Source organism: Streptomyces sp. NPDC048415 (genome assembly GCF_040651675.1).
GTDB lineage: Bacteria > Actinomycetota > Actinomycetes > Streptomycetales > Streptomycetaceae > Streptomyces.
The window spans coordinates 17,526-33,703 of the sequence record NZ_JBEZKJ010000006.1 but is presented as its reverse complement, the minus strand read 5'-3'; the positions used below and the strand labels follow the sequence as shown (position 1 = coordinate 33,703).

Here is a 16,178-nt window from a genome sequence, read left to right as displayed (position 1 = left end):
CGATGTCACTGACCAGGGAACAGATGGCAGCTCGCGCGGCCCGGGAGCTGCGCCACGGCGACTACGTCAACCTGGGGATCGGCCTGCCGACACTGGTCCCCAACCACGTCCACGACGGCACCGAGCTGGTCCTGCAGTCCGAGAACGGCATCCTGGGCACGGGTCCGTACCCGTACACCGGTGACCAGGATCCGGATCTGATCAACGCGGGCAAGGAGACCGTGACTCTCCGGGCGGGCGCCAGCTTCTTCGACTCGGGCACGAGCTTCGGCATGATCCGCTCCGGCAAGATCGACGCGGCGATCCTCGGAGCCATGCAGGTCTCTGCGCAGGGAGACATCGCCAACTGGGCGATCCCCGGCAAGATGATCAAGGGGATGGGCGGCGCGATGGACCTGGTCCATGGCGCCCGCAAAGTCATCGTGTTGATGGAACACCTCGCCAGGGACGGCGCCTTCAAGGTCGTCAACCGCTGCTCCCTGCCGCTCACCGGCCAACGGGTCGTCCACCGGATCATCACCGACCTGGCCGTCCTCGACGTCACCGACCAGGGGCTGCGACTGGTGGAGTGCGCCCCTGGTGTCACCGAGGCCGAGGTACGGGCGGCGACCGAACCGGAACTGATCACGAGGCGCAGAGCCCATTCAGGACCTTCACCCGAACCCGTCGTGGCAGGCCGGCTCACGACGCAACCAAAGGACTCACCATGACGACGCAGCAGCCCGTATGGATCATCGGTGGCTACCAGAGCGACTTCGCCCGCAACATCACCAAGGAGTCGCTGGACATCAGCGACCTCGTCAAGGAGACCGCGACCGGCAGCCTGAGCGCCGCCGGTATCGCCGCCGAGCAGGTGGACGTCATCCATGTCGCCAATGCCATGGGCGAGTTCTACGTCAAACAGGGCCACCTGGGCGCCATGGTCGCCGGCGTCGTTCCGAGCCTGTCAGGTGTGCCCGCCACGCGACACGAGGCAGCGTGTGCGTCCGGGGGAGTGGCGGTGATGGCGGGCATGACCGACCTCGAGTCCGGCCGGTACGACGTGGCGCTCGTGCTCGGCGTCGAGATCGAGCGCAACGTACCCGGCTACGTGGGCGCGGGTTACCTGGCGTCAGCCTCGTGGGTCGGGCGCGAAGGAGAGGGGCAGGACTACGTATGGCCCTTCACCTTCTCGCGGATCACCGAAGAGTACGACCGGCGTTATGGACTTCAGGACCGGCATCTGCGCCTGATCGCGAGTCAGAACATCGCCCATGCCAAGACCAACCCCAAGGCACAGACCCGTGGTTGGATCACCCCCTCCGAGTGCTTCACCGACGACGACATGGTCAACCCCACAATCGTGGGCCGGGTGCGACGCTATGACTGCAGTCAGGTCACCGACGGCGGCGCAGGCATCCTGTTGGTCTCCGACCGCTGGCTGCGCCGGAACGCGGACGGCATCCGTGGACCGGTCGCGTGCATTGCCGGATGGGGACATCGCAGCGCCACGTTGCACCTCCAGGACAAGCTCGACGCGAGCGCCGACGGCGAATACGTCTTCCCGCATGTCCGCGAGGCGATCCACGACGCCTTCTCACGGGCCGGGATCGACGACGTCTTCGAGCTCGACGGCATCGAGACCCACGACTGCTTCACGGTCTCCCAGTACCTGGCCATCGACCACTTCGGCATCGCCAAGCCCGGCCGCAGTGGCGAAGTGCTCGACAACGGCATCACCCGACGTGATGGTGAGCTCCCCATCAACCCCAGTGGCGGACTCATCGGCGTCGGGCATCCCGTCGGGGCGACAGGCATCCGCATGATGCTCGACGGCTACCTCCAGGTGACCCACCAGGCGAAGGGGTACCAGGTCCAGGGCGCCCGGCGCTTCGGGACGCTGAACTTCGGAGGCAGTACCGCAACGGTTGTGTGCACGGTGATTTCCCAAACGGCCGGAGCGTGAATCGCTCAGACCCGTCCACCGGGGTCGTTACCGCACGGACTGCGAGGACGTGCGTGGCTGGGGAGAGTGTTACGCAGCCGAGTCTCCGCGTCCCCAGTGCCGCGAAATCCCCGGATTCTCCTCACGGACGCCTCTCTTCACGGTCCGGATGCGACCGTGCCCGGGACCGTGAGGAGAGCAATATCAGTCTCGGCGGGTGACGTCTGGACGGATCGACCGCAGGACGGTTCGCGCTCTCAGGCGCGGGTCGCGGCCGGCGGCAGGTTGGTGCGGCTTTCTGCCGGGTCGGCGCGGCTGCGTGGGGGATCGAGGGCCTCCTGCCTGACCGTGCACGCGACGCGGTCGCCGTTCATCCGGACGTGGACGGACACGGGCGCGTCCGGACGGGGCCGCTCGGTGGCCAGGGCTTCTGCGAGGGGCGTGAGCAGTTCCCTGCGGACAGTGCGCTTGAGGGCGCGCACGCCGAAGACCTCGTCGTAGCCGACTCGCGCCAGACGGGCGACGACGTCCTGAGCGACGTGGACGCGCACCGAGCGCTCGAGCAGGCGGTCGACGACGAGGAGGACCTCGCGCCCGGCGATCTCGACGACCGTCCGGCTGTCGATGCGACCGAACGCGACGATCTCGTCGAACCTGTTCAGGAACTCCGGATCGAAGAAGTCCTGCAGGGCGGTCGCGAGGATGTCGGCCTCAGCGTTGTGTCCGGCCTCCGCCGACGGGTGGACGAGCAAGCTCGCGAGCTCGCCGGCCTGAGACCGGGGTGCCGAGCGTCGGGACCACCGCCGCCTGTTGCTACCCCTGCGGTGCGCTGTGATCTTTCGGGAGCCGAGGTTGGAGGTCATGACGACGATGCAGTTACGGAAGTCGATCGTCTGAGTTCCGTTCGAGAGCGTGAAACGCCCGTTGTCGAGCACGTGCAGCAGTGAGCCTACGACCGTGGGGTGTGCCTTCTCGATCTCGTCGAAAAGCGCGATCCCGGGCCGGTCTCCGTCGGACTCGATGAGCGCGCGATCGAGAACGGTGAGCCCCTCCTTGCTCCCCGTGTATCCGGGCGGTGCCCCCGCCAGGGAAGCCGCGTAGTGCTCCTGCGCGAGCGCGCTCATGTCGATACGGCAGAAGTCCTCCGGACCCGAGCGCAGTACTTCCGCGAGCGCGCGCACCAGCTGTGTCTTGCCGACCCCGGTCGGGCCGACGAACAGCAGGCCGGCGAGGGGGCGGTCGGGCTCCAGGAGTCCCGACCGCCCGATTGTGACCGCTCGGACGAGTGCGTCGACGGCGTGATCCTGGCCGATCACGCGCGCTGTCAGCTGCTCCTTGAGGTCGCTCGCTTCGAGATGCATGACTCTTCTTTCGACGATCGATCGCGGTCCTACGCCTCCATGACCTTCTCGGTGGGCAGGTCGTAGACCGGGCAGTCGGCCACGCCGATGGTGTCGCGTGTGATCGCCTCCACCTGCTCCTGGGCCTTCTTCGCGTCGTTGACCCAGGTCTTGTAGAAGTCGAACGGGCAGTCGGCGATGCCCTTGTCGCCGTCTCCTGCGTTCCACACGCCCGTGTAACCGCGGTGCAGGAGCTTGAACAGGTGGTTCTGCGCCTGGTCGTTCTTGCGGGCGTCGCGGATCTCCGGAACCGACAGCTGCGCGTACTGGATGCCGTACTCCTCCTCGCCGGTCTCGCCGAGCGTGTGCCCGTCGAAGCCGATGATCGCGGAGTGGCCGAAGTAGGTGTAGACGCCGTCGAAACCGGCGCAGTTCGCAACCGCGACGTAGCAGTTGTTGGCCCACGCCATGGCTTTGGCCATGAGGACCTGCTGGTCCTTGGCCGGGTACATGTAGCCCTGGCACCGCACGATGAGCTCGGCGCCCTTCATGGCACAGTCCCGCCAGATCTCCGGGTAGTTGCCGTCGTCGCACACGATGAGCGAGACCTTCATGCCCTTGGGGCCCTCGGTCACGTAGGTCTGGCCGCCCGGATACCAGCCCTCGATCGGGTTCCAGGGCAGGACCTTGCGGTACTTCTGCACGATCTCGCCCTGGTCGTTGATCAGGACGAGCGTGTTGTACGGCGGCTTGTCCGGGTGGTCCTCGTGGCGCTCACCGGTGAGCGAGAACACCCCCCAGGTCTTGGCCTTCCGGCAGGCCTCGGCGAAGATGTCCGTCTCCGCGCCGGGAACGGTTGTCGCGGTCGCGAACATCTCGTCCTTGTCGTACATGATCCCCATCGTCGAGTACTCGGGGAAGACGATGAGGTCCATGCCGGGAAGCCCCTGCTTGATCCCGACGACCATTTCGGCGATCTTCCCGGCGTTCTCGAGGACCTCGGCGGTCGTGTGCAGGCGGGGGATCTTGTAGTTCACCACTGCGACGCCCACGGTGTCGGGGCTCGAGCTGATGTCTCCGTGACGCATGGGCGTCCTTTCCTCTGGCTCGGCGGTCGTGCTGCCGAGTGGTCGCTGGCAAGGGATGGGCAAGGGGGCGGGGCACGGATGGCGGGACGTCGGCGGTGCGACACGCGGCCGGGAGCCTCGGCCGTGCGGGGCGGCCCGTCGTCAAGGGCGGTGCCCGCGCCGGGTGTTCCTGGTCCAGCCCTTCCGGCGGTGCTCTCCGCTGCGGTTCGCGGCAGCGTCCGCAGGCGGTCTCGGCGTCCCCGGTCATGCCCTCCTCGTGCACCCCGGCGGGAAGCACGGGTGCCCCGCCCCCGCGGCGGCACCGTGCGGGTACCCTCTATTAGTTACTTCCTGCAGAAAGTATTTCTAACGGAAAGATATGTCAAGAGTGAGGCCGCCGCGAGTGGCGGCCAACGACACGAAGGGGCCGAACATCCAGGCAGTCAGGCGGCCATGAGTAAGCGTCAGAAGCGGTGCAGTACGTCGAACTGCAGGCCTTCAACGGTCGCGAGGAACACCCGCTGCTCCAAGTGCCGGTCTCGCAGGCGCACCGGGCCACGCGGGCTGTCGTAGGCAAGACCGTCCGACGACTCCCGGATCTGCCGCATGTCGGTGCTGCCCGCCCTGTTGAACAGCTCGACGAGCAGCCGCACCCCCTCGTAGCAGGACTCGCCCATGCTGTTGAGCACTGGGGCCAGGGGGCCGAACCGGCGGTGATAGCGGGCGCTGAAGTCGAGGCTGTCGGCGGTGACCAGCGTCTCGAAGAAGCCGGCCGCCGCGAACAGCCCCCTGGTGGCGGCGGCGCCGCTGCCCAGCACCATGGTCTCGTCCATGAGCGGCGAGAAACGCACGCACGCCTCATGCAGCCCGGCGTCGGCGAACGCGCGGTTGAAGGCCACCGCGTCCGCACCCACGAGCAACATCAGCACGCCCTGCGGGGTGGCCGCGCACAGGCGCCGGAGCACGTCGTCGTATGTTTCCGTGCCGAGCGCGACGAAGATCTCGTCGCTGACGATCCCGTCGATCTGCGCCAAATAGCGGCGCGCGGCCGCCGCGGTGCGCCGCGGCCATACGTAGTCGTCCCCGACGATCGCCCACCGGCGTACACCGAGTTCCTCCGCGAACCAGCCCAGGGCCGGACGCAGTTGGCGCCCGGGCGTCTCGCCCGCCAGGAAGACGCAGGGTGCGTGCTCGCCGCCCTCGTACAGCGGGGTGTAAACGTAAGGCACCCGGTCGGCGATGCGTGGTATCACGGCCTTCCGGACGCTGGAGATGTGCCATCCGATGACGGCGTCCACCGCACCTGCCGTGATCAGCAGGTCGACTTCGTCGGCCACCGCGTGCGGCGGTGCCCCGCCGTCGACCACGACGAACTCGATTGGTCGACCGAGCACTCCGTCGGCGGCGTTGACCTCCTCGGCGGCCAGCTGGGCGCAGGACTCACAGGACGGTCCGAAGATCCCAGCCGGGCCCTGCAGCGGCACGACGAGGGCGATGCGGATCGCATCGGACGACCGGCGGTGCCGGTCGAGGACCCTCTCTTGGCGGATCAGGCCGCCCCCCGCAAGGCCGTGGGCAGAGGTTGAGTCGATCAGGTTCACGAGCGACCTTTCGCTCCCGACGACCCCCGCCACCGTTCACCGGCGCTGAGGCCCTCTCGTGCTCCACGGCACGCTACTATCGAAGTGTTTCCGAAATGAAAATTTTCATGAGAAATGGGTATGGGTGGAGCGTATGGCATCATCGCAGACGGCGCCGCAGGTGCCCGATCCGGTCATCCGTACCGCCGGAGACCTTCCGCGGTTCCTGGCCGCGGTCGAGCGCAAGGTCTCGGGCCGGCTCGCCGCCGCCCTCCAGGCAGCGGGCAGCACTCTCGAACAGTGGCGGGTCCTGTCCCTCCTCGCGGACAAGCGCGGACACACCATGACGGAGTTGGCGGAGTACGCCCTTGTGCCGGCGCCGACGCTGACGAAGGTGGTCGATCGTATGGTGGCCGCCAACCTTGTTCACCGCAGGGTGGACGAGAGTGACCGGCGGCGTGTGCTGGCGCTGCTGACTCCTCGCGGCCGGAGTGTGTACCGCTCCTTGCAGCAGAGGATGGAGCAGGAGGAGTCCGAATTGTTCGTGCTGCTCGGCGGTGACGCGCAGGAGCTGTGCTCTCTGCTGGTCCGCGCCGACCGGCGGCTGCCCTGAAAAGGCAGCCACGCGCGCCCCTCGGCACGGCGGCCGCAGTGCGACAGGACCCCCGCGCCGGGTGACGATCCCGAACAAAGCTCGCGCCACCCCGTGGTGGTCGCTCCGTCCGGCGGTCGTCTGACCTGCGGTAGCCGGGCCACGTCCTGGAACAGGGTGCTGACGAAGGAGTAGTCGCGGTCGGCGCCCGGTCCCTGTGTGATCACATGCCGGGCGTCTCCAGGCATCCGGCGCCGCGCGAGGGCCACAGACTTCCTGCTCAGCCGCTGGGTCTGGCGCGGTGCTACCCAGTCGCAGGTAGGGCCGCTGCCTGCGCCGCGAGTGCGCGTGCCGCGGGGCAGCGGCGCCATGCGACCGGCCCCTGCGTGGCGACCACGTCAAGGCTTTCGGTGATGATGCACCTACGGCGTCGCCTCGGACTCCCTGGGCGATCGGCAGGTCAGCGGCGTTCGATTTACAAGCTGTTAATGATTTCGTCGCCCAAATAACCTTGATCGGCATCACGGTTGTCATCGTCCCTGCGGTGCGACGGTGCGTTGGTGGCACACACGGCCGACATCCAACCGCCCGAGCCTCCTTCAGGAGGGCGATCCGATGTCCCCTGTTCCCGAAGGCATCCAAGCCGGCGAGACCGGCGTCGGCAGCGTGCCGCACCGGTTCCGACAGTGCGCGGCCCGGAGGGCCGTCTGCCGTCGCCCACACCCGGCTCTTGACGCAAACTTTCTGAGGAAATAGTTTCTTACGGAAGTGTCGCCCCTCCGGTGCAACGGTGCGTCGGTGGCCAACGCAGTCGACATCCAACCGCCCGAGGCGTCTCCGAGAGGACGACCCGATGTCCCCTGTTCCCGAAAGCACCCAAGCCGGCGAGACCGGCGTCGGCAGCTCAGCCGAAGCACCGTCCGGCGTTCTCACCGCGCCGAACCGTACCTACGCCAAGGCAGCCGCGAGCGAGTCCCTGGAGGACTACTCACTGCGCTACGCGCCGCTGTCCTTCCGCAAGTGGACGCCGTACGTGGTGGCGACGACGGCCATCGGAGGCATCGCCTACCTCGCCGACTTCGCCATCGGTGCCTCCATCGTCCTGACGAACGGTGCCGCGTCCGGTATCACCGCGATCCTGGCAGCGGCCGTCATCATCTTCGTCACAGGCGTGCCCATCGCGCGGGCCTGCGCGAAGTACGGCGTCGACATGGACCTACTGACCCGCGGCACGGGATTCGGCTACTTCGGCTCGACCCTGACGTCGCTCATCTACGCCTCGTTCACCTTCATCTTCTTCGCCCTCGAGGGCTCGATCATGGCCCAGGGCTTCCTGTACGCCTTCGGCCTGCCCCTGCCCGTTGGTTACCTGGTCTCCTCGCTGCTGATCGTTCCGATCGTCGTCTACGGCATGAAAGCCCTCGCGAAACTGCACGTGTGGACCCAGCCGTTCTGGCTCATCCTGCTCGCCCTGCCGTTCGTCGTGGTGGCGATCCACAACCCGCACGCCTTCGGCCAGTTGGGCTCCTTCCCCGGTACCGACGGCGCGCACGGTTCCTTCTCCTGGCACGCCTTCGGACTCGGTATGGGAGTGGCGCTCAGCCTGATCGCACAGATCGGTGAGCAGGCCGACTACCTGCGGTTCATGCCGAAGAAGACCAAGGAGAACAGCCGGGCGTGGAACGTGGCCACGACCGTCGCCGGCCCGGGCTGGGTGATCCTCGGGGCCGCCAAGCAGATCGGCGGTGCCCTCCTGGCTGTCGCCCTCCTCAAGCTCGGTGGCACCGCAGTGGACGCGGTGGAGCCCATCCACCAGTACGCCGAAGCGATCAAGCCCTGGTTCGGCGGTGCCACCGTCGCGGTGGCCACGATCTTCGTCATCATGAGCCAGATCAAGATCAACACTACCAACGCGTACTCGGGGTCGTTGTCCTGGTCGAACTTCTTCTCCAGGATCACCCATCGCCACCCCGGCCGTGTCTACTACGTCGCGCTCAACGTCGGCATCGCCCTGCTGCTGATGGAGCTGAACATGTTCAGCTTCCTGAACACGATCCTCGGCTTCTACTCCAACGTCGGCATCGCCTGGGTGGGAGCTGTCTGCGCCGACCTGCTCATCAACAAGCCGCTCGGCTGGAGCCCGAAGCACATCGAGTTCAAGCGCGCCTACCTGTACGCGATCAACCCGGTCGGCTTCGGGTCCATGGCCGTCGCCTCGCTCATCTCCGTCCTGGCGTTCTTCAAGGTCTTCGGCGACGGCTGGACCTACGCGTTCAGTCCGTTGATCGCTCTGGTGCTCGCCATGACCCTCTCGCCGCTGCTGGCCTGGGCCACCAAGGGCAAGTACTACATCGCCCGGCCCAATCTGGTGGCGGGTCCCGAGGCCGGCGAGGTCGACATGGCCGAGGAACTGGCCTGTGGCACCTGCGGAACCGCCTACGAGCGCCCCGACATGGCTGACTGCCCGTTCACGCAGTCCCTGGTGTGCAGCCTCTGCTGCAGCCTGGAGAGCCAGTGCCACGACGAGTGCAAGAAGCCCGGGGCAGCAGTCGGACCGGTGCTACTCGGCACTCCCCAGGTCCACAAGTCCGTTTGACCACAGCCGGAGCGCCGACTGCGCCCGCCGATGCCCGGGGATCGCCGGTCCGCCTCCAGCCTGGCGATCCGGCGCCACGCGCAGCTCTCTGACGAGGGTTCATACCTCACGGGGACGCCGGGTCCGGCCCGGACACCGTGGGCGTCGCCGACGTCGATCGCACGACGCCGCGGCTGCGCACCACTGAGGATTTCCTCGCCCTCCGCCGTGCCTGGGCCGACGACGCGGACCAGGTCGCGCAGTCAGGTCGAAGGCTGACCAGGAACACCGTGGGGGGCCGAATGCCCGGTGGGTGGCCTGCCCACGGGCGTGAGCTGAAGGAGTAAGAGGACCGTGCCCACCTACGCGTTCCGCTGCGCGGCCTGTGGAGAGTTCGACGCCGCCTTCCCGATGGCCTCGGTTCCCGCGCAGCTTGACTGCCAGGCGTGCGGCGGCGCCGCGCGGCGGATCTTCTCCGCGCCCCACCTCGGCGTCGGCCCGTCGACCGCCATGAAGCTCCTCGACGCGACGAAGCGCACGGCGAGCGAGCCCGCTGTTACGGAGTCGCTGCCGGGCCGGCAGACCTCACCGCGGCCTGTCTCCCGCAACCCCCTGCACGCCAAGCTTCCCCGTCCCTGATGACCGATCCGCGTCGCCGCCCGCAACTCAGCGACCCGGCGACGCGTATGACACCCACCGCACTTCGTGCGCCGACCAGGAGCCGACATGCCAGATGTGATCTTCCCGCTGGACTCGACCAAGCCGTTCACCGAACAGAAGCTGCTGGGTCACAACAGGTGGCACCCGGAGATCCCGGCCGCCGTCACGGTCAAGCCCGGCGAGTCCTTCCGGGTGGACTGCCGCGAGTGGTTCGACGGCGCGATCAAGAACGACGACTCGGCGGAGGACATACTCAACGCCCCCCTCAACGCCGTGCACACCCTGTCGGGGCCGATCGGGGTCGAGGGCGCCAAGCCGGGCGACCTCCTCATCGTCGACATCCTCGACGTGGGCCCGATCCCGCAGGAGACCGGCCCCCTGGCCGGTCAGGGCTGGGGCTACACCGGGATCTTCGCCAAGGAGAACGGCGGCAGCTTCCTCACCGAGCAGTTCACCGACGCCTACAAGGCGGTCTGGGACTTCTCCGGGGGCGTGGCGACATCCCGGCACATCCCCCACGTCTCCTTCACGGGGATCGTCCACCCCGGCCTCATGGGAACGGCTCCGAGCAAGTCGCTGCTGACCTCCTGGAACACCCGTGAGGCCGCGCTCATCGCGACCGACCCCGACAGGGTGCCGCCGCTCGCCCTGCCGCCGCAGCCCGACTCCGCGATCCTCGGCGGCGCTCCGGCGGGCGAGACCGCCCGTATCGCCGGTGAGGCCGCGCGCACGGCACCGCCTCGGGAGAACGGCGGCAACCAGGACATCAAGAACCTGTCGAAGGGGAGCCGGGTCTTCTACCCGGTCTTCGTCGACGGTGCGAACCTGTCCGTCGGTGACCTGCACTTCTCGCAAGGTGACGGTGAGATCACCTTCTGCGGGGCCATCGAGATGGGCGGCTACATCGATCTGCGCGTCGACATCATCCCCGGCGGCATGGAGACCTACGGCGTCTCGGAGAACGCCATCTTCATGCCCGGCAACACCGATCCCCAGTACTCCCAGTGGATCGCGTTCTCCGGGACCTCCGTCACCCTCGAGGGAGAACAGAAGTACCTCGACTCGCACCTCGCCTACCAGCGGGCGTGCCTGCACGCGATCGACTACCTGACGAAGTTCGGCTACAGCCCCGAGCAGGCCTACCTCCTGCTGGGCGCAGCTCCCATCGAGGGGCGGCTCTCCGGCGTCGTGGACATCCCCAACGCCTGTGCGACGGTGTACATCCCCACGGCCATCTTCGACTTCCCCGTCGCGCCCAGCAGCAGCGGGCCGGTGACGATCGACCCGGGGCCGGGAGCGCCGAAGGCCTCATTCTGAACTCATCCTCCACTGACGGCCGAACGCCGGTCTCAGGGTCCCGGTACAGGCCCACGAGGTACAGGCCCACGAGACCGGCGTTCAGGCCGGCGGGCTGTGAATTCGGGGCAGCTTCACGGCAGCCCAATCCCGTGCAGCCAAAACCGAGCATCGGCATGACAGAAGCTGGGACCACCTTCGATGGCCCGGTCGACCTTCGACTTCAACCGCTGCTCGACCGTGACCATGACCGAGTCGGGCAGCCGGTGGGTGGCTCGCTTGCTGCGCACGAAGGCTGTGTACCGCTCCTTGCAGCAGAGGATGGAGCAGGAGGAGTCCGAATTGTTCGTGCTGCTCGGCGGTCGCGCGCAGGAGCTGTGCTCTCTGCTGGTCCGCGCCGACCAGCGGCTGCCCTGAAAAGGCAGCCATGCGCGCCCCTCGGCACGGCGGCCGCACCGCGGCAGGATCCCCGCGCCGGGTAGCGACCCGAACGGAATTGACTCCGGACGTTGATGGCTCCCTGGGGCCTGCCTACGGCAGCTGACGAGGGCGGCCGGTGGCGATGGTCAGACCGGCGGCGTCCTGGAACAGAGTGCTGACGAACGAGTAGTCGCGGTCGGCGCCAGGACCCTGCGTGAACATGCCGTACAGCTCGTGCGCCAGGTTGGCCAGCGGCATGGGAACCCCGGTGCGGCGCGCCAGGTCCCGGACCAGCCCGGCATCCTTGTAGCGGCGCTGACGGCGTGGCAGGACGGCCTTGCCGCACGGTGCGCACCGCGGCGGCGAGGATGTTCTGGTAGCCGGTGCAGCGGCACAGGTTGCCGGACACCGCGTGCCGCAGCTCCTTCTCCGTCGCATCAGGGTGCTCGGCCAGGTGCGAGGTCAGAGTCAGCAGGATCCCGGGCGTGCAGAAGCCGCACTGCAGGCCGTGCTCGGCGCGGAAGGACTCCTGCAACGGATGGAGCCCGTCCGGCCCCGCGAGACCCTCGACGGTGGTGATCTCCCGCCCGTCGGCCTGGACGGCGAGCATCAGGCACGAACGGACCGGCTGGCTGTCCACCAGCACGGTGCACGCCCCGCACACCCCGTGCTCGCACCCGACGTGGGTGCCGGTCAGGCCGCAGCCGTCGCGCAGTGCGTCCGAGAGCAGGGTGCGCGGCTCGACGTCCACCCGGTAGGGGCGCCCGTTGACGTTCAGATCCACGCGCGTCATGGCGTAGCCTCCCTTGCTCGGCCGACCGCGTCCGCCAATGCCCGAAGCGCCAGATGGCGCACCATGCGGCGGCGATACGCGGCGCCGGCCCAGCCGTCGCTCACGGGGTCGGCGCTCCCGGACAGCCGGTCGGCGACTTCGCCGGCCCACTCCGGGCCCGGCTCCCGGCCGGTCAGTGACCGCGTACTCTCCAGCGCGTACGGGATCGGCCCTGCGCCCGTCACGGCGGTCCGCAGCGACGCCACGGTGCCGTCGTCCGACAGGGCCACCACGGCGGCCACGCTCACCAGCGGGAACGCGTAGGCGCCGGGCCGGCTCAGCTCGTGAAAGCCCCAGCCGTCGCGAGCGGACATCCGGGGGAAGGTGACACTGACCAGGACTTCGCCCGGCCCGATCCCACCGCGCCGCAGCAGCGCGGTGACCGGGGCCGTACGGGTGTCCCGTGCCGTGCGCAGTTCCGCGTGGGCGTCCAGCAGCACCGCCACGCCGGGCAGTTCGGCGGCCGGGTCGCCGTTGGCGATGCTGCCGCCCAGCGTTCCGCGGGTGCGCACGGCGGCGTGTCCCACACGGGCCGCGGCCGCCGACAGCACCGGCACCGCGGCGCGCACCTGCGGGCTCGCGGCCAGGGTGGCGTGCCGGGTGACGGCGCCGAGCACCAGCGCGTCCGGGCCGGCGTCGAGGTGCCTCAGCCCCTCGGTGCCGTTGATGTCCAGCAGACGTCGCGCGCTGCGCCGGCGTTCATTGAGGTCCGGCAGCAGACTCTGCCCGCCGGCCAGCAGGACGTCGCCCTCGCCGAACGCGTCCAGGAGCTCGGGAAGGTCCCGCGGCCGTGCGTAGCCGAAGGGCGCCGGCTTCATTCCGCCGGGCCGAAGGCGGTTCCGCGCTTGGTCAGGCCGTCCATGCCCTCGCCGCCTTCGGCCACGGCCAGGACCTCGAACTCCTCGACGACGTCCGGGCCGTGACCGACGATGTCCGTCACCTTGGACGGCACCGTGGCCAGGGCGGCCACGAACTCGCGGCGGGCCTCCTCGGTCGCCCACAGGTAGGTGCCGGCGAAGAAGGAACCCGGCTTCATGGTCCAGATCTTCTCGATGAGGCCGGGCCGACCGGTGAACCGTGGCTGCGACTCGTCACGCACGTAGTCGCGCAGGGTGTCGCTCACCCGCGTTCCGGTGCCTTCGAGGGACCACCGGGTGGTGAGTCCGAACATTCCTGGACCTCCAAGTCCGCTTCCGCACGGGGCGGGTGCTGGCGGGCCGCGTCCTGCGCCGCTACGCCGGGGCGCCCTGTGCCGGTTTGCTGTCGGTTCGTGAGGGGTGGCGTTGTCCCGCCCTGCCCCGTGCCGGAGCGACACCGCGTTCTCGGCCGACCTGCTGATCGCGCTCGCGGAGCGGCGGGTGCGGACCGGGCGCCGGCCTGTCCGCGGCGCCCGTTCGGGCGGGACAGGTCAGTGGGACAGCAGTTCCTTCAGGGCTGAGTCGATGAACGCCACGTCCACCGGGTTGCTGCCGCCGCCCGCGAAGTGGCCCCACACACCGGGGATCACGCGCAGTTCCGCGTCGGGGATGAACCCGCAGGCCCACTTCTCGTCCTCCGGCGGGAAGTACAGATCCTTCTCGGCCGGCATGACCAAGGCCTTGGCCTTGATGGACGACAGCGCCCGCTCGGTGTCGCCGTCGAAGTCCGGAGTGAGACCCACATCGGCCTTCTGCCAGGTCCACAGCATCGTGAGCAGGTTGTTGGCGTCCCGGTTGTCGAGGAAGAAGCCCTCCCAGAACCCGACCAGGAAGTCCTCGAGCGAGGTGAACCCGAGCTGCTGGTACACCTGCTGCCAGTAGAACGCCTGGGAGAATCCCCACCCTGCGTAGACGCGGGCGGCGGCCCGTAGGCCGAGTGTCGGCTGCTTGTCGTACCAGCCGCCGCGGAAGGCCTCGTCGGCGGTCAGTGCCGCTTTGACGCCCTCGAGGAACACCTGGTTGTGCTCGCTGGTGACGCTGGACCCGCAGAACGGCGCGATGCGCTCGACCATCTCCGGATAGGCGACCGCCCACTGGTAGGTCTGGCCGGCGCCCATCGACCAACCGGTCACCAGCGAGAGGCGCTCGATGCCGAAGTGCTCGGTCACCAGGCGGTGTTGGGCGTGCACGTTGTCGTACATGGTGACGCGCGGGAAGCGGGCGCGGTCGTACGGCGCGGGCGTGTTGCTGGGGGAGCTGGACAGGCCGTTGCCGAACATGTTCGGCACGATGATGAAATACTTCTTCGGATCCAGGGCCATGCCCTCGCCGATCAGCCACTCGTTGTCCCAGTGCCGGCCGGAGTACCACGTCGGGTAGACGATGGCGTTGCTCTTGTCGGCGCTGAGGGTGCCGTACGTCTGGAAAGCCAGCTTCGCGCCTCGCAAAGTCGCGCCGTGCTGGAACGTGAAGTCACCCAGATCAAACACGTGGTACTCAGTCATGCCGTGAACTCCTGACGCAGGGCTCCGTATGCCGGCCGTGCCGTCACAACAGCCGAGCTCGAGACACGATCAGGGCAGTTCACAGCACGCCGACGACCCGAAAAACTTTCTGTAGAAAGTAATTGTGTCCGGGTGAATCTGTCAACCCCAACCATTTCCCCCCTTCGACGGCGACCGAGTGCGGCAGGTCGCATGCCGGGGGGCTGGAGGCCCGCCCCTGTTCATGCACGGGGGGAGCGCGGTGCGGCGAGAGTGGGCGTGGACGGCCGGTGATGTGGCTCCGGCTGACCGCGCCGTGGAGGTTCAGGGCAGAGCGCGGCCTGCCCCGCCGGGTCTCGTCGGTGCCCAGCACCTTCACCTGGGGCGGCGGCGCCTCGGGTCACCTCTCTCGCGGCGGTGCGGAAGGCGTCCATCACGGCCGGCCAGGACACGCGCAGATCGCGGGCAGCGTGGATGACGGTGGACCCGCCATCGCGCACCCGCGTGCGGATGCGGCCCGCAGCCGGGCCGTGAGTCGGGCTGACGACAGCTGTCTGCTTGGGCCCCTTCGACGCGCACCCAAGACCCAGATCGGCGGCCCTTCAAGGGGCACTTACCTGGGGAGATCGGTGGTTGCTGGCTGGTCTGGCAGGGTGTGTCCGAGGACACGTACCGCCCACGGCTGGGCGGTCGGTCGGCGGTACGCGCCAACCTCGCTCAGTGGATCCGGCCGAGGACCGCGGAACGGGCGAGGTGCTGAACGACCCAGGCCGCTGGTCGAGCGGGGAGGCTCACCGAAAACGACGCGTCGCTTCCTCAGGCCTTCACCGAACGGGACGTGGAGACTCCCACCGACGCAGGCCGTGACCGGTCCCGATCACTCGTCGATCTTGAGCTCGCCCATTGCGCTCCAGCCGTCCGCGCCCTCGATGGTCGTGCTCACGATGTCGGGTGTGCGACGGAGGAGGGGACGCATGGTCTCCAGCCCCGCGCGGAAGTGGTCGGAGTTCACGTGTGCCGCGGCCGCGCCGTCCTCGAACGCCTCGACCAGCACGTAGGTGGTGGGGTCCTCGATGCTGCGGGACCACTCGAACCACTTGTTGCCCGGCTCGGACCTGGTGCCGGTGGTGAAGTCGGCGACGCGGTCCGGCCACTCGTCGGCGTACTCGGGTTTCACCGGAAACTTGACAACGATGAAGATCATTGAGTCATTCTATGCGCGCTTCGGCGTGCAGGGACGGGAGCCGCCCGCCCCTGCACGCCGGCCCAGGCGGCTCGGCACCTGCTGACGACCGGGTCACCACTGGTAGGGCAGGTGCTTTCCGCCCAGCGTGACGACGACACGGTCCCCGGCCGGGTCGGGGACCCGCTTCACGGTGAGGCGGAAATCGACGGCTTCGATGTCCGCGCACGTTCATCCGCGTCTACTTCCCTGACAGCAGCGAAGGACCGACTGATTGCATACGTCATCGGGACAGGCTCGGCACGGGA

Annotated in this window: 16 protein-coding genes and 1 pseudogene; 7 read left to right on the top strand and 10 right to left on the bottom strand. The window is 68.4% G+C overall.

Annotated features, from left to right (window positions below):
* Positions 1-2 precede the first annotated feature (2 nt).
* Entirely contained in the window at positions 3-710 is a 708-nt protein-coding gene (locus AB0D27_RS06665; protein WP_362502988.1) for a CoA transferase subunit B, read from the top strand.
* Positions 707-1,945 carry an acetyl-CoA acetyltransferase gene (locus AB0D27_RS06660; protein WP_362502985.1) on the top strand — a complete coding sequence of 413 codons (1,239 nt, stop codon included), beginning with the start codon at positions 707-709 and terminating at the stop codon, positions 1,943-1,945. The genes AB0D27_RS06665 and AB0D27_RS06660 overlap by 4 nt, the downstream gene beginning before the upstream one ends.
* A 236-nt stretch (positions 1,946-2,181) precedes the next feature.
* On the opposite strand, the gene AB0D27_RS06655 is transcribed toward AB0D27_RS06660, so the two are convergent.
* The 3 genes from AB0D27_RS06655 to AB0D27_RS06645 all read right to left on the bottom strand — a co-directional run bounded on the left by AB0D27_RS06655 (position 2,182) and on the right by AB0D27_RS06645 (position 5,881).
* The gene (locus tag AB0D27_RS06655; protein WP_362502982.1) at positions 2,182-3,285 is read right to left on the bottom strand and encodes an AAA family ATPase; all 1,104 of its coding nucleotides are present in this window, start codon (positions 3,283-3,285) and stop codon (positions 2,182-2,184) included.
* A gap of 29 nt (positions 3,286-3,314) precedes the next feature.
* Positions 3,315-4,352 carry an aliphatic amidase gene (locus AB0D27_RS06650; RefSeq protein ID WP_362502979.1) on the bottom strand — a complete coding sequence of 346 codons (1,038 nt, stop codon included), beginning with the start codon at positions 4,350-4,352 and terminating at the stop codon, positions 3,315-3,317.
* A gap of 443 nt (positions 4,353-4,795) precedes the next feature.
* Complete coding sequence (locus AB0D27_RS06645) at positions 4,796-5,881, bottom strand: substrate-binding domain-containing protein (RefSeq protein ID WP_362503413.1); 1,086 nt, start codon at positions 5,879-5,881, stop codon at positions 4,796-4,798.
* Positions 5,882-6,065: 184 nt separating this feature from the next.
* Here AB0D27_RS06645 and AB0D27_RS06640 point away from each other — a divergent pair, with 184 nt between their 5' ends.
* The 5 genes from AB0D27_RS06640 (at position 6,066) to AB0D27_RS06620 (ending at position 11,451) form a co-directional block, all read left to right on the top strand.
* The gene (locus AB0D27_RS06640; RefSeq protein ID WP_362502976.1) at positions 6,066-6,524 is read left to right on the top strand and encodes a MarR family transcriptional regulator; all 459 of its coding nucleotides are present in this window, start codon (positions 6,066-6,068) and stop codon (positions 6,522-6,524) included.
* An 832-nt stretch (positions 6,525-7,356) separates the two neighbouring features.
* Entirely contained in the window at positions 7,357-9,099 is a 1,743-nt protein-coding gene (locus AB0D27_RS06635) for a hypothetical protein (RefSeq protein WP_362502973.1), read from the top strand.
* Positions 9,100-9,432: 333 nt separating this feature from the next.
* Positions 9,433-9,717, top strand: coding sequence for a zinc ribbon domain-containing protein (locus AB0D27_RS06630; protein WP_362502970.1), 285 nt, complete (start codon positions 9,433-9,435; stop codon positions 9,715-9,717).
* An 87-nt stretch (positions 9,718-9,804) separates the two neighbouring features.
* Positions 9,805-11,055: a formamidase gene (fmdA, locus tag AB0D27_RS06625; protein WP_362502967.1), complete on the top strand. Its 1,251-nt coding sequence runs from the start codon at positions 9,805-9,807 to the stop codon at positions 11,053-11,055.
* A 180-nt stretch (positions 11,056-11,235) separates the two neighbouring features.
* Positions 11,236-11,451, top strand: coding sequence for a hypothetical protein (locus tag AB0D27_RS06620; RefSeq protein WP_362503449.1), 216 nt, complete (start codon positions 11,236-11,238; stop codon positions 11,449-11,451).
* Positions 11,452-11,565: 114 nt separating this feature from the next.
* On the opposite strand, the gene AB0D27_RS06615 is transcribed toward AB0D27_RS06620, so the two are convergent.
* From AB0D27_RS06615 to AB0D27_RS06585, 7 genes and pseudogenes are all read right to left on the bottom strand, one after another.
* Positions 11,566-11,712, bottom strand: a complete 147-nt coding sequence (locus tag AB0D27_RS06615) for a hypothetical protein (protein WP_362503446.1) — start codon at positions 11,710-11,712, stop codon at positions 11,566-11,568.
* A 109-nt stretch (positions 11,713-11,821) separates the two neighbouring features.
* Positions 11,822-12,247 (bottom strand): annotated as a pseudogene (locus AB0D27_RS06610) ((2Fe-2S)-binding protein); the annotation flags it as partial.
* Complete coding sequence (locus AB0D27_RS06605) at positions 12,244-13,104, bottom strand: FAD binding domain-containing protein (RefSeq protein ID WP_362502964.1); 861 nt, start codon at positions 13,102-13,104, stop codon at positions 12,244-12,246. The gene AB0D27_RS06605 and the pseudogene AB0D27_RS06610, both read right to left, overlap by 4 nt.
* Entirely contained in the window at positions 13,101-13,457 is a 357-nt protein-coding gene (locus AB0D27_RS06600) for a hypothetical protein (RefSeq protein ID WP_362502962.1), read from the bottom strand. The genes AB0D27_RS06605 and AB0D27_RS06600 overlap by 4 nt, the downstream gene beginning before the upstream one ends.
* Positions 13,458-13,694: 237 nt before the next feature.
* On the bottom strand, positions 13,695-14,708 hold the full coding sequence (locus AB0D27_RS06595; RefSeq protein WP_362502959.1) for an alpha/beta fold hydrolase: 1,014 nt from the start codon (positions 14,706-14,708) through the stop codon (positions 13,695-13,697).
* A gap of 856 nt (positions 14,709-15,564) precedes the next feature.
* Entirely contained in the window at positions 15,565-15,891 is a 327-nt protein-coding gene (locus AB0D27_RS06590) for a putative quinol monooxygenase (RefSeq protein ID WP_362502956.1), read from the bottom strand.
* 93 nt (positions 15,892-15,984) lie between these two features.
* Positions 15,985-16,089 carry a hypothetical protein gene (locus AB0D27_RS06585; protein ID WP_362503411.1) on the bottom strand — a complete coding sequence of 35 codons (105 nt, stop codon included), beginning with the start codon at positions 16,087-16,089 and terminating at the stop codon, positions 15,985-15,987.
* Between the last annotated feature and the right edge of the window lie 89 nt (positions 16,090-16,178).

Bases quoted from the DNA above. Each gene is read 5' to 3' on its own strand.
- AB0D27_RS06665 (WP_362502988.1), top strand. From the start codon at position 3: ATGTCACTGACCAGGGAACAGATGGCAGCTCGCGCGGCCCGGGAGCTG.
- AB0D27_RS06660 (WP_362502985.1), top strand. From the start codon at position 707: ATGACGACGCAGCAGCCCGTATGGATCATCGGTGGCTACCAGAGCGAC.
- AB0D27_RS06655 (WP_362502982.1), bottom strand. From the start codon at position 3,285: ATGCATCTCGAAGCGAGCGACCTCAAGGAGCAGCTGACAGCGCGCGTG.
- AB0D27_RS06650 (WP_362502979.1), bottom strand. From the start codon at position 4,352: ATGCGTCACGGAGACATCAGCTCGAGCCCCGACACCGTGGGCGTCGCA.
- AB0D27_RS06640 (WP_362502976.1), top strand. From the start codon at position 6,066: ATGGCATCATCGCAGACGGCGCCGCAGGTGCCCGATCCGGTCATCCGT.
- AB0D27_RS06635 (WP_362502973.1), top strand. From the start codon at position 7,357: ATGTCCCCTGTTCCCGAAAGCACCCAAGCCGGCGAGACCGGCGTCGGC.
- fmdA (WP_362502967.1), top strand. From the start codon at position 9,805: ATGCCAGATGTGATCTTCCCGCTGGACTCGACCAAGCCGTTCACCGAA.
- AB0D27_RS06620 (WP_362503449.1), top strand. From the start codon at position 11,236: ATGGCCCGGTCGACCTTCGACTTCAACCGCTGCTCGACCGTGACCATG.
- AB0D27_RS06615 (WP_362503446.1), bottom strand. From the start codon at position 11,712: ATGCCGCTGGCCAACCTGGCGCACGAGCTGTACGGCATGTTCACGCAG.
- AB0D27_RS06605 (WP_362502964.1), bottom strand. From the start codon at position 13,104: ATGAAGCCGGCGCCCTTCGGCTACGCACGGCCGCGGGACCTTCCCGAG.
- AB0D27_RS06600 (WP_362502962.1), bottom strand. From the start codon at position 13,457: ATGTTCGGACTCACCACCCGGTGGTCCCTCGAAGGCACCGGAACGCGG.
- AB0D27_RS06595 (WP_362502959.1), bottom strand. From the start codon at position 14,708: ATGACTGAGTACCACGTGTTTGATCTGGGTGACTTCACGTTCCAGCAC.
- AB0D27_RS06590 (WP_362502956.1), bottom strand. From the start codon at position 15,891: ATGATCTTCATCGTTGTCAAGTTTCCGGTGAAACCCGAGTACGCCGAC.